Genomic DNA, 15198 nt, shown 5'->3' on the forward strand with positions numbered 1-15198 from the left:
ATGGTGCGCCTTGCCGCCGTTTAGCGAGGATACCCGAGGCCCGCTGCCCCGGGTGCTTACCGGAGATCTTGGCAGGTTGGACAATGAGTTTGGGACAGTCAGCACTCAATCGCGGCATGGCGCCCCCCTGCCCTTCCATTCCGCAATGCCAAGATGCCTGAAGGCCTGCGCCATGGTAACCACTCGGTTGCTACCGCGGCGGTTGGTCCTTGACGCCAGCAATGACGTCCGGGTCTGAGACTTTCCTGCCGTTCGTCACCGCAGCGCCAACTGGCCTGACCAGCCCGGAGCCAACGCACAAGGTTAAACAATGGGGTGCCGACTACCGGCGCACGAGGCCCAGCATCGCGACGAGCGCCAGTGCTGCCGGCACCAGGCAGGCGAGGAAGATCGCCCGCGCCGCATGCGCCCCGTCCTCTGGTGCCTGCATCGTCAGAAAACCACTGGCATTGGCGACGATCCCGATGACGGCGGCGCCGAGGGCATATCCCAGCCGCTGCAGCACCGGGATCGCACCGGCGATGCGCTGCACTTCTTCGCCATCGGCCAGCGCGGTAGAGCGGCGCAGGATGAAGGTCCAGGACAGCCCGAAGCCGCCACCCATGGCTGCCATCGCCACGGCGACCAGCCAGACGGCCCCCGACGGCATCGCCCAGACCATCAGCAGAAGGCCAAGCGCGACCACGATCATGCCGGTGGCGATCAGGGCGCGGTCCAGCCGTTCGGGCGCACCCGAAACCAGGATCGCCATCAGGGTCCAGCCGATCGAACTGCAGGCGATGACATATCCGGCCTCGAGCGCGGTGAGCCCATGAATACGCACGAGCAAGATCGGGCCATAGGCGGTGCCGGCGATGGTCGCCATCGACATCGCCAGGATCATCACCAGCGCGGCTCCGGTCGGGTGCCGCAGATCCAGCGGCCCACGCGGCAGAAGCCGACTGACGGTCGCGCGGGCATCGCCGAGGAAAAACAGCGCAAGGCAGGCCAGCCCGGCAAGGACGAGCGCTCCAGTCCGAAGTGGTGCGACGACCACGCCGCCCTCGGACACCAGCACCACCCCCGCCGACAGCAGCGCGAGGCGCACCACAGGGAAGCTGCCCCCGCTGCCCGCGCGCTGGTGACGGGGTGCAGCCCACAGGATCAGCCCGGCCAACAACATCGCCTCGACCGCGAAAAACCAAAAGCCGATACGCCAGGTCGCATATTGCACGAACAGCCCACCCAGCAACGGGCCGAGAAAGGCTGAGACACCCCAGAGTGCCGAGATCGTCGCCATGACGCGTGCGATGTGGCGCCTTTCGAACAGCAGACTTGCGGCGATGAAGGACATCGAGACGAGGCCGCCACCGCCGAGCCCCTGCAGGGTGCGGCCGATGAGGACCACCCCCATCGACGGCGCCATTGCGCTGAGTGCGCAGCCCAGGCCAAAGGTCAGGGCCGAGGCGCTCATCGGCAGTCGCATCCCGAAGCGCAGCGTTACCAGCGCACTGGCGGCACCGAGGACGATCGAGCCGATCTGATAGAGCGAGACGGTCCAGCCGACATAGGCCGCGCCACCGATGTCGGCGACGATCCGCGGCAGCATTGTCGCCACAACCAGGCTGTCCGCCGCATGTAGCCAGACCGCCATGCAGACCAGTGAAAGTGAGGCGATCGAGGCGTCACCGAGGAACTCGCGCCACGACAAACCCTGCGCCGTATCCGAACCTGTGCTCAATGTCCCCGCCTCCCCGATGCAAAGCAGTCGGTTCGCTGCGCGGCAGGGTCAAGGCGAAAGTGTTGTGGTTCGAAGGTAAAGCTCTTCATCTGATCGACGGGGTTTGACCTGTGCCACTGAGAGTGGCCTTTGAGACCGTGGAGATTCTGCCCACCCCATGCCGAAGCCACTACGGATCCAGTCTTAGTTCCTCAGCAACCCACCGGCGAAATGTCGTCGGCCCCAGGATCGCAGAGGATCGCGGCACCGCGTTGTCCATGCCCTCGTCCTTCGCGCGCAGCATCGCGACATAGGCGTCGGCGAAGGGTTCTGGCCATCCGACCCCGATGATTTGTTGCGCCAATTCCTTGAACGGTACCTGTTCGTACCGGATCATGCGTCCTGTCTCTTCGCCGATGATGCGCGCGATGTCGGCGTAGGAATGCTCCTCGGGGCCCAGGACGGGGATATCGGCCTGGCCGGTCCAGGACCGATCCGACAAGAGGCCCGCCCCCACAGCACCCACGTCCCGCGTGGCGACGTGCGGCAGCTTGCGGTCCGGTGAGATGGCGCCCTGCATGGCGCCCGCCCGGATCGCGCTCACCTGCAGCCGCGCATTGTCCATGAAGGCCGGTAGGGCCAGCCCGCGCACCGCGGCTCCGGTTTCGCGCAGCAGGTCGACCATGCGGATCGAAGCAGTGGCCATTCCTGCGCGGTCCTGCCATTTCGTGCCGCGGCCCAGCGTCGTCGCGGCGACGACATGGCCGACACGGTGACGGCGGATCGCCTCGGCGCCGGCTCGGGTGAAGCCGGTCGTCGCGGCCTCAGGCGTCGCGCGCGGCGTCGGCGGGCAAAGCCAGAAGACCGCGTCGACGCCCTTCATGGCAGCATCGATTGCCCCCGCGTCTTCGTGGGAGCCCTGAACGACCTCGACCCTGCTCCGAGCCTCGGGCGGCAGGCGCGCGGGGTCGCGCAGGATCACTCGCAGCCTCTCGTCGCTGTCCAGAAGATTGCGCAGGACGTGGGAGCCGATGTTTCCGGTGGGGGTCGTGACAAGGATCATGGTTACGCTCGTATGTTGTGATGGGCATCGACATACGACGTGTCGCCGGATAATCTCTGGTTAATTATCCGCCTTTTCTATTCCAAAGTCCGGAACGCTCTTGGACCCCCTGTCCGACCTCCTGTCCCTTCTGCGCCCGGCGGACTACCTGACCGCCGCCATCGAGGCAGGTGGCGACTGGGCCGTGCGCTTCGAGAACCAGGACGGCGTGATCAAGTGCCACGCGATCCTGAAGGGCGACTGCCTGCTGACAGTGGCGGGGCAAGCCCCGATCCGCCTGACTGCCGGCGATTGCGTTTTGCTGACGCGCGGCTGTTCCTTCGTGCTGGCCAGCGGGCCGGGTGTGGACCCGATGGCCGCGGAACGGCTGCTCGACCGGTCGCGGTCTGGCGACACCTTCACCTGTAACGGCGGCGGGGATTTCCGGCTGATCGGCACCCGCTTCGTGCTCGACGGACGCCGGGCGCACAGCCTGCTCGGCGCGCTGCCGAAGGTCGTCCACCTGCGTGGCGGGGCAGAACAGGAGGTGCTTAGCTGGAGCATCCGGCAACTGATGGCCGAGACCCGGTCGACCCGCCCTGGTGCGGCGCTGGCGGCCCGGCATCTCGCTCAGTTCATCCTGTTGCAGGCCTTCCGGCAATACCTGTCTCAGCCAGGCGAGGGCTATGTAGGCATCCTCCACGCCCTGACGGACCCGCAGCTGGCGCGCGCGATCGAGGCGATCCATAGTGACCCCGCCCGAGCCTGGACTCTGCCCGACCTCGCTCAGCGGGCGGGAATGTCGCGATCGACCTTCGCGCAGCGGTTCCGTGGTCAGGTCGGAGAGCCGCCCGTCGCCTATTTGACGCGCTGGCGCATGCTGCTGGCCGCCGAACGGCTGGAGACATCACCCGCGCGGCTGGCCGAGGTCGCCCGGGCCGTGGGCTACCACTCGGAAAACGCCTTCAGCGCAGCCTTCAAGCGGGTGATGGGCTGCGCGCCGGGACGATTTTCCAGGGAAGGCCGGTAGGGTTGGCGTCCTATGGTGGGCCCGGCGACCTTGGGGGTGTAGACGCGGGGACTCTCCCCTCATTGATTTGGAGAAGCCGGCACGCCAGCTTGCCCCACTTCTTTTCAGCCGCCTGCGCGGCGGGTGGTATGGAGCGACGGCCCCGAGAGGGATATGGGGCTGCTCTGGATCTCCCAAAGCGAACCAAATTGTTTGTTTCCTTTTCTGGGCCGAAACAGCTCGTGAACGGCCCAATTCAGACATTAAACATCGCCACGATTGCTGCGACGCGGCGGCAATGGCCGACTTCGGCCACAGGCGCAGTGCGTACCTCGGAATTTGACCCGCGCGGTGCAGCCTTCCATGATTGACCACCGCCGGGATGGCCAACATCCTTCGGAGATGTCGAAAGCCGGGGACGGGGAATGACCGAGACCACGGAGGTCCGGGAGCGCCGGGCGGAGACGTTTGAACTATTCTTCGATCTGATGTTCGTTTTCTCGATCACGCAGATCACCCAGCTGATCGAGACGGCCCGCAGCATCGGCGACTGGATTGCCGTGGTGTCTGTGATGTTGTTTCTCTGGTGGATGTACGCGGGCTTCGTCTGGCTTGCGAGCAGCTCGACCCGCATGCTTCATCTCGCCGGGACGATGCTGGTTGCGATGCTGGCCTTCTTCCTGCTGGCCAGCGGCATTCCGCAGATGCATCAGGGCGAGACCGCGCTTCTCGGCGGTGCGGCACTGGCCATCGTCGCTATTCACAGCACCGGCTTCGTCATGATCACCGATGGAGTGACCGGGCGGATGGTCTTGAGCTTCAGCTGGGTCAATGCCCTCGCCGCCCTTCTGCTCCTGCTGTCGGGCTTCCTCCCGCACGGGCTGGAATGGCTGTTCCAGCTGGCGGTGATCCTCCTGCTCTGCGGTATGGCAGTGCTCTACTCGGCCCGGACCTTCACCATCCTGCCATCGCATTTCGTCGAAAGGCACGGCCTGCTACTGATCATCGTCTTCGGGGAAAGCATCATCGCCGTCGGGGACACGATCGGCGCGCATCCGGCCCCGACCACATTGGTCGAGGCAAGCTTTGTCATCGCGCTGGTCACCACGCTCTGGCTATCGTGGTTCAGCCATGACGACCGGAGGAGCGAGACAGTGCTGCATGCGACCCCGAGCCAAGGCCGCGGCAGGCTCGCCCTGATCGCCTATTGGTTTGCCTTCGCGATCATGATCTTCGGGGTTCTGCTACTCGCCGCCGGCATGAAGCTGCAATTTGAGGGACACGCACAGCCTGGTCCATGGATCGCAGCGGCGCTGGCTTTCTATTTCGCGGGCATGGCCCTTTTCCGGTGGGAGCTCGGCCTGTCAGGGGCCGTCTCGCGCATCATTGGGGCCTTATTGGCGCTCGCAATCTGGCCACTGGGAGACATTGGACAGAACAGCCTGGGACTGACACACGCAACCGGTGCGCCTCGTCCCGAGCTTGCACAAACGAACGCATTTCTTCCCCTGATCTGTGCCTTTCTTCTTGCCGTGGCGATGCTCCTTGCCGACCGGGTGTTGATCGGGCCGAGCAAGAGCGCAATGCATTGACCGGCCCAGAGCTGCCGTTCACGCTCGACAAGGATGCTGCAGTGCAGCTTACCGAAGCCGTCATCCGCCGCACCCGCAGAGTACGGCGCTGGAGGAATTCGCCCATCACAAAACTGGCCTTGTTGATCCCGATCAAGGTCCTGTGGTGTTCCCCGTACTTTTTTCGGGCCGCTACGGCCACGCACAGACACCCCAGGAAAGACCATTCCCGAATGACATCCCCAGTACATTCCCCTTCGAGATCCCATCCGCACAATACCGTCCTCGAAGCGGCCCAGGCCGCATTGGGCGCGAGCCTGCAGCGCATCGATACGGTATGCGATACCCTCGAGGCCGCCCGTGCGTTCTGTCGCGAGGTCAGTCCCGAACCGAATGTCGACACCCATCTGCTCCCGCTATGGATATGCGCGCTCGAGGAACATCTGATAGAGGTCGACACGCTGGCCACGAACCTCGATGCCGCCAGCGAGGATCTCGAGAAGAACCTCAGCCCCATCGTAACCCTCGAAGAGTTCCACCCGCCGGTGCGCGACGCCATCACCCGTGTGCTGGCGCGAAACCCTGCCTCGCCCGCGCCCGGGACATCCCGGATAACCGATCCCGCCCATGCCCACTGCACTCGCGACCAAATGCGAAATAACGCCCGCGGCTGACCGTTCTCGGGGGCCATCCTTTCGTTAAAGACCAGCGATGCACCGGTCAGTTCAGTCATGGCGACTTAACCTGTTACTGTAAGCTGACATCAACGGAAGGCAGCCTCGTCGGAGGTCGTCGGGTGACAATTTTCGCAGTATACGCGACGCGCCTTGACTCCCGTCCGCCCAACACCCGCTACTGGAAGAAACAAATTTCCAAAGGGAGGAGACATCATGCGCCTTTTCACACTCACCATCGCCCTGTCGCTCGCAGTGGCCTCCGTCGCCGCTGCCGGTACGCTGGCGGATGCCAAGAAGGCCGGCGTGATCCGTATCGGCACACCGGGCGATTACGCACCCTTCAGTGTGCGTCAGCCGGACGGCAGCTACCGGGGCGCCGACGTCACCGAGGCAGAGCGTATTGCAAAGGCACTGGGCCTAAAGATCGACTGGGTGAAGACAAGCTGGAAAGATTTGGCCACCGACGCCAAGGCCAACAAGTTTGACATGGCCGTGGGCGGCATCACCATCACCGACGCACGTAAGAAATTCGCTGATTTCACCGTGCCTTTGGTGACAGACGGCAAGCGTCCGATCGTGCGCTGCGCTGATAAGAATAAGTACACCACGCTCGCGTCAATCGATAAACCGAGCGTCAAGGTTGTGGTCAACGTGGGCGGAACGAATGACGCCTTTGCAAAGGCCCATTTGGCGCAGTCAGACCTCACGCATTTCGATGACAACACGAAAATCTTTGACCAGATCATCTCGGGCAAAGAAGATGTTATGGTGACTGACGGTGTCGAGGTGGACCATCAGTCCTTGCTGCATCCCGGCGTCCTCTGCCCTGCAGCCGTTAAGGAGCCGTTTACGCATAGCCAGAAGGGATACCTACTCCAAAAGGACCCTGAACTGAAGGCTGCGGTGGACAAGGTCCTACAAGCCGACATCTCGTCAGGCGCATGGGAAAAGACCCTGACCGAGGCTGAGAAACAGCCATAACCAGGTCGTACGGATAGTGTGGTGCTGTATCGCTTCGATCAATCCGCTCGAATCTCAGGCTGACTTGAACAACCCATTGGTTTCTGCGGCAGCGAATGGCCGCTCTCCGACCCTTCTGCCGGGGACCAAAGACCGACATGAGCGCCCCTGAACGGCCATTGGGTCACCTCGAGCGGCTCTCCGGAATCGGCCATTCGTGCTTGTCGCGGCAAGACCCGTGCGACATCGTCCGCGGAACGCACTGCAATGAAGCCCGGCTTCTTGCCGAATCGAGGCCATGACGCGGATCAACCGAAGCGCGCCGGCAGGGACCGCCCGGCACCGATCGGGCCGGTCTCGCAGTTCGGCAGGCCGGGGTGCCGCCCTCACGTCTCCGCGCGTGGCCACGGCATCTGACGCAGATCAATGCCCTCTCCCGCCGAATCCTGTCGCATGCATCCGGGAAGCGCCTCAGGAAAAGGTCCAATCCGATGTCCAGACCAGAAGTCGTCATCTGCGCCCCGCTGCGCACGCCTATCGGCACCTACAATGGCTCTCTGAAGTCGACACCCGCCACCGCATTGGGCGCTCTCGTCGTGAAGGAGACCGCCCGCAGGGCGGGCCTCGATCCCTCCCGCGTCGATGGCGTCGTCATGGGCAACGTGATCCAGGCCGGCAACAAGATGAACCCCGCCCGTCAGGCGGCAATCCAGGGTGGTCTTCCCGTCGAGGTCCCCGCGATGACGGTAAACCGGGTCTGCGGCTCTGGCGCCCAGGCGATTGCATCGGCGGCCCAGGAGATCTGGCTCGGTTTTGCGCGCGCAATGATCGCCGGCGGCATGGAGAACATGGACCTCGCCCCGTACCTCGTCAGCAGCGGGCGCTGGGGCTATCGCATGGGCGACGGGCAGCTCTTCGATGCGATGTTGCGCGATGGCCTCAACGATGCCTTCTCGGACCAGCACTCCGGCTGGCACACCGAGGATCTCGCCATCAGATACAAGATCAGCCGGGACAACCAGGACCGCTGGGCCGAACGATCCCAGCGGCGGTTCTCGGAAGCTCAGGCCGCGGGGAAATTCGAGCCGGAACTCGTCGGGGTGGAGATCAAGGGGCGCAAGGGCCCCGAGGTCTTCGGAAAGGACGAGCACAACCGCCCCGAAACGACGATCGAGTCGCTTGCCAAGCTGAGACCGGCCTTCCGCAAGGACGGCACGATCACCGCAGGAAACGCCCCCGGACTAAACACGGGCGCAGCCGCCATGATCGTGGCAGAGAGGGGCTTTGCCGAGGCCAACGGCATGAAGCCCGCGGCGCGGCTCGTTTCCTACGGCGTTGGTGCCGTCGAGCCGGGCTTCTTCGGGCTCGGGCCGATCCCCGCGGTGCGCCAGGCGCTCGATCGTGCCGGGTGGTCGGTGAACGATGTCGAGCGGATCGAGATCAATGAAGCCTTCGCCGCCATCGCCCTTGCTGTCCTGCAGGACCTGGGCCTTCCGGAAGACATCGTGAATGCCGAAGGCGGCGCCATCGCCCACGGCCACCCGATCGGGGCAACCGGTGCCGTGCTGACGACGCGCCTCATTCACTCCATGAACCGCGACGGGATCCGACGCGGAGTTGTGACGCTCTGCATAGGAGGTGGCCAGGGGATCGCGCTGGCCGTCGAAACGCTCTGACCGTCAGGAGGCCACGATGGCTGACCGGGTGAAGGAAAAGGTCGCGCTGGTCACCGGCGCAAGGCGCGGTCTGGGCGCCGCGATTGCCGCGATGCTGGCGCGCGAAGGCGCGAAAGTGGTGCTGACCGACCGCAAGGCGGAGGGCTCCAACGAGGTGGTGAAAGAGATCGTCGACGCGGGCGGCGAGGCGATCTTTCTCGAGCATGACGTGACCAGGCCCGAGGACTGGGATCGGGTGATTTCCGAGACGGTGAAGCGCTTCGGCAAACTCTCGATCCTGGTCAACAACGCGGGCGTGGGCGCCGGCATGGACATCGAGGCGGTGACGCTGGAGGAATGGCGCTGGGTGATGGGCATCAACCTTGAGGGCACGATGCTGGGTACCCAGCGCGGAATCTCCGCGATGAAGAAGACCGGCGGCGGCTCGATCGTGAACATCTCCTCGATCGAGGGGCTGGTCGGCGACAGCCGCATGGTTGCCTATGACTCGAGCAAGGCCGGGATCGTGCTGCTCAGCCGGTCGGCGGCGCTCTATTGCGCCGAGGAGAAATACAACATCCGCGTCAACACGGTGCATCCAGGCTTCATCGACACCAAGATGGTCGGGGGATTTCTGGAACACATCGCCAGGGACATCAACAAGGACGGCGACGTAGAAAGGGCGCGGCGGGAGTTGGAGGAACGTCACCCGCTGGGGCATCTGGGAGAGCCCGACGACGTGGCCTATGCGGTGCTCTACCTGGCGTCCGACGAAGCCAAATTCGCCACCGGAACGGAGCTGGTGATCGACGGCGGCTACACGGCGCAGTGATCGCGACGCCGTAACCGTAACCCTGTGGATATGAACGAGAAGGCATCGCGTTTCAGTGTGGTTGGCCACAAGGTTCTTCTGGCCCGGCGGTGCATGGGTGAAGCTGTAGAATTCGACAGCACGCCGACACCGATGTGCCGATCCGTTCGACCTTCCAAACGGTGCACCCGTCGCTGGCGTCCGACTGGCCCTTTTCTCCTGCGCGCGATTTGGATCGCGTTGCGACATCGGATGTCCGATTCCAACAATCCAGTCTCAGATGCAACGCCCGCGGCAAACGTCCGCTCTCCGCCCTCTCGACGGGACCAGATACCGAAGTGGACGGCCCAATCCCGTCATTCGGCCCCGGTCCGGATGCCGCAGTGCGGCTTCCCCAAACCAGTCCTTCAGTACCGACTGCGGCAATAGTCCCAGCGCGTTTCGCAGTTCCGAGCCTGTGGGGCCGACACTGTGCCTTGCGGCTTGCATGCACCCGGGCACCGAGAGGTATTCACCCAGGTCGCGGCTTAGCGCCCGGAGCCAGAGCACGCAGCGCGGCACGCAAGGGCGTGGCCGCCGTTGCATTCGTTCACATGCCTTCAATCTATTTCGAGATCGCTGATGCAGGGTTTGCTGATGTCTGTCGGCGGTCGCGGCCCTGCGCCTTGACGGCAACATATCGCAGGGTCGGCAACACCCATTGACCACGGTCAAGGAGCGCCCGCCGGCCTGCCGGCATGATCGCTCGGAGAGGCTTCGGCAGAGTCGCTCCGCCACGCCACCCAAGGGGGTTAGAGATGACTGAATTGCGCAGCTGGTCCGAGGAAGATGGCTGTCTCATGTGCCCGGTTCGTGGCCACGGACTGAGTGCGAAACTGCCGCATCGCGTGCTGGGGCGTGTCGCGGCCCTTGCCCGGCACGCCGACTATGCCGCCGACCACAATGTTTGGGATGAGCCGGGACCAGCTGGATTCATTGGCATTCTGCGCAGAGGCTATCGTCACTCGCCACTCTTCTGAGAAAGCGGGCGGTTCATAGCCCGTAGACATACTCATCGCTGCACGCCATCTCTTGATGGCACCGCGCCTTGATGCGGTGGTGGAGGAGCCGAGAAATCATGGCGTTGCTTGGGGGCCGTGGAGAATACGCTGACAGGTTTCGCGCTTTCGACTGGGACTCGACCCCGCTCGGCCCAATGTCAGACTGGCCGGCTCATCTTCGCGCGACGGTCGATTTGCTCCTCCGCCTGAAGACGCCATCCTGCCTGTTCTGGGGACCGAACGGCACCGTGATCTGCAACGAAGCCTGGGCCGCGGACCTCGGCAGTCGACAGGGCGCGATCCTCGGCCAGTCCGCCGGACGGATCTCCGGCCAATTCCACTTGCGCTATGCAATGATGTTGCAGCGGCCCAAGGATGCGGAAGTCTCCGACGCCTGCGATGCTCTTTTGCCATTGCTCTGGCCGGAGCTGCTCGATCGACAATTGGCAGACCTCACCTGTACTCCCGTCGCAAACGCCACTGGCGAGGTGGCGGGCATGCTGATTCAGCTGCCACTGTCGTCCAGGAACGGCCACGACCTGGCCAATGGCAACGCACGGATCCATCCCGCGCATGACCGCCTGGGGTTCGAGCTTCGACTGAGCGATGCCCTCCGTCGTCTCGACGATCCGGTCGAGATCGAGGCCTTCGCCACCCGATCTCTCGGGGAGTTCATCGATGCCGATCGGGTGAGCTACGCGGAATACGATCTTGTCGAAGGCACCGCGTTGCTTCGCACCGAATATCGGCGCGATGAGAATGCGCCCCCGAGCATTGGTAAATACGATCTTGGCGATTTTCGATCGGGGCTGGAGCAGTTGCAGGCGGGCCTGCCGCTGGTGATCGCCGATCTCGTCAATGAGATAGGGCAACTTGGGGTAGAGCAGCAGCGGTTTCGGGAGCTTCCCAGCCGGGCACAACTGACCGTGCCGATCCAGCGGGCCGGGCGGCTTGTCGCCTCGGTGACCGTACGCCACGACGCTGTTCATCACTGGACGCCCGCCGAGATTGGCGCGGTTCATGCCGCGTCGTTGCGAACCTGGGAAGCCGTGGAACGGGCTCGGGCGGAGGCTGCGCTACGTAGGAGCGAGGAGCGCCTGCGTCGTGTGCTGGAGACCGATGCGATGGCGGTGCTGTTCTTCGCGACGGACGGAACGTTGATCGGCTCGAACGATGTCTTCCTTAAGATGACAGGGTTCAGCCGAGAGGAGGTCGAGGGGCGCCGGCTGCATTGGCGCGACATGACGCCACCGGAATACGTCGCCGAGAGTGAGGCGCAGATGACCGACTTCGTTCGGACCGGACGGATTGGCCCCTACGAGAAAGAATATCTGCGCAAGGACGGCGGCCGGTCCTGGTTCCTGTTCACCGGGCGCGACCTCGGCGATGGCACAATCGTGGAATTTGCCATCGACATCGCGGACCGCAAGAGGGCTGAGGCAGCGCTGCGAGATGCAGAGGCGCGGCTGCACCTGGCGCAGCAGGCCGCAGGTGTTGGCACCTTCGACTGGGTGATCGAGACGAACCAGGGGCATTGGAGCGCCGAGCTTCTCCAGATTCTCGGCCTACAGGAGGGTCACTTCGGCGGTACCTACGAGGACTGGATTGCAACCATCCATCCCGACGATCTGCAGAAGGCGGTGAGCAGTATCGAATATGCGTTGGGCAGCGGCGAGCTCGAGGGCGAATGGCGCGTGGTCCGGCCTGACGGTGAGACGATCTGGGTCCAGGTGCGCGGCATCGTCGAGCACGATGCCGCGCATCGCCCGATCCGGCTGACCGGTGCGCAGGTCGACATCACCGAGCGGGTGAGAAGCGAACAGCAGATGAAATTCCTGCTCGCCGAGCTCGATGCCCGGATTGAGGCTCTGCAAAGAGACTTGCGATCGCGAGGGGGCTGAGCGCACGAGCGTGTCGGTACGCTGAGGTCTCGGCAGGTGGCCGAGGCATCCGAGATTGCCGCGCATGATCCAGAACGTCGAGGCCGACAGAGGAGCAACAGGAAGGCGTTGGCAGGCTATGGGCTGCTATCGCTTCGGGGCTCTGCCGCCAGCTCGGTTTGCTGGAAGCTCGAAACGCGCGTGCGTTCTGGTGATCGGGGGCAGCCTCCGAAGATTCGCTTCGCGCCAGGTTGGGAGCGCTTACCTTAAGTTCGTGGCTGGTGGACCAGTTCAAGTGGTGTTGTCTCGGCCCCCGCAGCTATTTTGGTCTCGATGGGAAGATCCGGACGTTAGGGAACATCAAACGGGTAACCGTTATCGGCCCATTCCTGACCTTCGATCATCCCTCGCAATGCCGCGCTGCAGCCTGTCGATCCGGACATTCGCCAAGACTTGCTCGTCACTGCCGGCGGTTCGTTGCTCCCTCGAGAATACCCCCGGGCCGGTGGCACGCACACCGGCTCGGGCCATCGCGATCAAGCCCGTTGTTGCGCGCGGCCAAGCCAACAGACCCCAAACCGGCGGTTTGGGACATCGACGGTCAGGGTCCTTTAACCTCGATGTGCTTCACCTTGGCCTGAGCTTCCGGCGTCTGCGGCAGCCTGATGGTCAGCACGCCGCTCTTGAAGGACGCCGCGGCTTTGGTGCCATTGGTGCCTGGGGGCAGCGGCATCGCGCGATAGACTGCGCCATCGCTGCGCTCAGAGAGCGCAATGGCCCAGAGCAGCCATGCAACGCCGCAGACGACAGCTTAGCATCCTGCAGGCAGGTGCCGGGCAAATCCATCCTGTGGATTTTCTGCAGCGTGAACGGTTTCATTCTGGCGCAAAAGCATCGAGCCTGTGCTTGACGATGGATTCAACAACGCAAAGGAGACGAAGTTGGCTGAAGCAAAAGTGGCACTCATCACTGCAGGCGGCTCGGGCATGGGGGCCGCCGCGGCGCGCAAGCTCGCCGCCGATGGCTACCAGGTCGCGATCCTCTCCTCCTCTGGCAAAGGCGAAGCGTTGGCGAAGGAGCTCGGCGGCGTCGGCGTGACCGGCTCCAACCTTGAGAACGATGATGTTCGTCGCCTGGTCGATCTGGCCATGGAGAAGTGGGGCCGGATTGACGCGCTGGTGAATTCGGCAGGTCACGGCCCGCGCGCCCCGATCCTCGAGATCACCGATGAAGACTGGCACAAGGGGATGGAAGTCTATTTCCTGAGCGCCGTGCGCCCGATCCGGCTTGTGACGCCGGTCATGGAGGCACAGGGCGGCGGGGCAATCGTCAACATTTCAACGGCCTGGGCCACGGAGCCGACAGCCCTTTTCCCCACCTCGACAGCCTTCCGGGCAAGCCTTGCTGCATTCATCAAGATCTTCTCGGACGCCTATGCCTCCAAGGGCATTCGCATCAACAATGTCCTGCCGGGCTGGATCGACAGCCTGCCCGAAGTCAACGAGCGCCGCGACAGCGTGCCGATGGAGCGTTACGGCAAGTCTGAGGAGATCGCAGCGACCATCGCGTTCCTGCTGTCCGAAGGGGCGGGCTACATCACCGGTCAAAGTATCCGGGTTGATGGCGGCGTGATCCGCTCCGTCTGATGTCCGTCGCCGGCGCCGCGCGCGTTGCCGTCTCGCCCTCTCCGGACGAGGCGCCTTGGCCGCATTAACTGAAAGACTGATACCATGTTCTGAGCCAATGCCGCGATTGCAGCGCCCAGCCTCATATAGGGAGCCCGCCAACTCAAGACCACGGCGCACGGGGCAGTTTCCATCCGTAGCGGACGCTCGCCACCCGAATGGCGAAGGAGAACGGCACGGCACAGGCAGTAATCACGAGCTCGGGCGCGCCAAGCCGCAGGCCGACGACATAAATCGCTGCGCCCGCCAGTGCCGCAAGGGCATAGACATCTTCCCGCAGGACACGAGGAATCTCGGCGGCCATCACGTCGCGCAGCACGCCACCGCCGACTGCCGTCATCATGCCGAGGAGCACAGCACCAGGCGCGTTCAAACCGCTCGCCAGCGCCTTCTGGCATCCAGCAACGGCGAAAACGCCGAGTCCCACTGCATCCAGCAGCATAACGGGCCGGTTCAACCGCTCGATCAACGGCCCAAAGAAGAAGCCGCAAAGGCCAGCCAGGCAGGCCACAGCGAGCGGCCAGGTGTCGTGCAGGGCCTCCGGAGGCAAGTCCCCGAGCAGAAGGTCCCGTATCATGCCGCCCGCTACGCCTGTCGCCGCCGCGAGCACTAGGATCCCGAAGAGGTCGAGTTGTCGCCGGACGGCGACCATGGCACCGCTCAGTCCAAAGGCGAATGTTCCTACCAGGTCAATTGCGTAGAAGAACGGGACAGTGTGCATTCTATTGTCAGCCCAAGAACATGCCTGCTTCCCTTGTGACACAAGGCTCCTCCCGAGGAAATCGGGCCGACGATCGGCGCTTCCCGCGGCAGAAACGGCCCGGAGCGGAACTTCGGCACGTGCGCGACGGATGTTCCGTCGCAGCCCCTTTCACGACCTTCGTGCAAGGCGCGGCGTAGCGCGACGGATGGCCCATCGGCACATTTCTTTCACGCAGGTACGACGGCTGACTTAGTGGATTTCAGCTGCATCCGCGCGAAGGCCCGTTCCCGGCCGAAACGGCTTAGCTCGCCGAAGGCATCAAGTGTTGGCTGCCTCGATTTCGGAAATTTCGCGTCACACACAATGCCATCAATTGACACGCTCGCGAATCTGTGTCACTCACAGTGACGTTAAATCGGAGCAGCCGCGTGACCACGACCAGATCTTACAACAGCCCCCTGCGTGA

The 15198-nt window shown here is 63.8% G+C and carries 12 protein-coding genes; 8 read left to right on the plus strand and 4 right to left on the minus strand.

Translation table 11 applies throughout. The features are described 5' to 3' along the window. Positions 1-322: 322 nt before the first annotated feature. Together EIP85_RS21250 and EIP85_RS21255 are read right to left on the minus strand one after the other, a co-directional pair. Positions 323-1720 (minus strand): MFS transporter, encoded by a 1398-nt coding sequence (locus EIP85_RS21250; RefSeq protein ID WP_127904221.1) that lies wholly within the window; start codon positions 1718-1720, stop codon positions 323-325. A gap of 169 nt (positions 1721-1889) precedes the next feature. Next, positions 1890-2762, minus strand: a complete 873-nt coding sequence (locus EIP85_RS21255; protein ID WP_127904222.1) for an NmrA family NAD(P)-binding protein — start codon at positions 2760-2762, stop codon at positions 1890-1892. 100 nt (positions 2763-2862) lie between these two features. Here EIP85_RS21255 and EIP85_RS21260 point away from each other — a divergent pair, with 100 nt between their 5' ends. From EIP85_RS21260 to EIP85_RS21290, 7 genes are all read left to right on the plus strand, one after another. Then, entirely contained in the window at positions 2863-3771 is a 909-nt protein-coding gene (locus tag EIP85_RS21260) for an AraC family transcriptional regulator (RefSeq protein ID WP_127904223.1), read from the plus strand. 404 nt (positions 3772-4175) lie between these two features. Then, positions 4176-5342 (plus strand): low temperature requirement protein A, encoded by a 1167-nt coding sequence (locus EIP85_RS21265; protein WP_127904224.1) that lies wholly within the window; start codon positions 4176-4178, stop codon positions 5340-5342. After that, positions 5339-5995, plus strand: coding sequence for a hypothetical protein (locus tag EIP85_RS21270; protein WP_127904225.1), 657 nt, complete (start codon positions 5339-5341; stop codon positions 5993-5995). Before EIP85_RS21265 ends, EIP85_RS21270 begins: the two co-directional genes overlap by 4 nt. Before the next feature lie 216 nt (positions 5996-6211). Next, positions 6212-6979, plus strand: coding sequence for a transporter substrate-binding domain-containing protein (locus EIP85_RS21275; RefSeq protein ID WP_127904226.1), 768 nt, complete (start codon positions 6212-6214; stop codon positions 6977-6979). Between the two features lie 470 nt (positions 6980-7449). Further along, on the plus strand, positions 7450-8634 hold the full coding sequence (locus tag EIP85_RS21280; RefSeq protein ID WP_127904227.1) for a thiolase family protein: 1185 nt from the start codon (positions 7450-7452) through the stop codon (positions 8632-8634). A gap of 16 nt (positions 8635-8650) precedes the next feature. After that, positions 8651-9445 (plus strand): glucose 1-dehydrogenase, encoded by a 795-nt coding sequence (locus tag EIP85_RS21285; RefSeq protein WP_127904228.1) that lies wholly within the window; start codon positions 8651-8653, stop codon positions 9443-9445. Between the two features lie 1096 nt (positions 9446-10541). Further along, positions 10542-12365, plus strand: coding sequence for a PAS domain-containing protein (locus EIP85_RS21290; RefSeq protein WP_164871848.1), 1824 nt, complete (start codon positions 10542-10544; stop codon positions 12363-12365). 580 nt (positions 12366-12945) lie between these two features. Here the strand turns inward: EIP85_RS21290 and EIP85_RS21295 are convergent. Beyond that, positions 12946-13131 carry an Hsp20/alpha crystallin family protein gene (locus tag EIP85_RS21295; protein WP_338325359.1) on the minus strand — a complete coding sequence of 62 codons (186 nt, stop codon included), beginning with the start codon at positions 13129-13131 and terminating at the stop codon, positions 12946-12948. 154 nt (positions 13132-13285) lie between these two features. Between EIP85_RS21295 and EIP85_RS21300 the strand changes: the two genes are divergently transcribed. Then, positions 13286-13990, plus strand: coding sequence for an SDR family oxidoreductase (locus EIP85_RS21300; RefSeq protein ID WP_127904231.1), 705 nt, complete (start codon positions 13286-13288; stop codon positions 13988-13990). A gap of 142 nt (positions 13991-14132) precedes the next feature. Here the strand turns inward: EIP85_RS21300 and EIP85_RS21305 are convergent, their stop codons facing one another. After that, positions 14133-14750, minus strand: coding sequence for a trimeric intracellular cation channel family protein (locus EIP85_RS21305; RefSeq protein ID WP_127904232.1), 618 nt, complete (start codon positions 14748-14750; stop codon positions 14133-14135). Between the last annotated feature and the right edge of the window lie 448 nt (positions 14751-15198).

This window comes from Solirhodobacter olei, from assembly GCF_004010155.1.
Classification (GTDB): Bacteria; Pseudomonadota; Alphaproteobacteria; order Rhodobacterales; family Rhodobacteraceae; genus Solirhodobacter; species Solirhodobacter olei.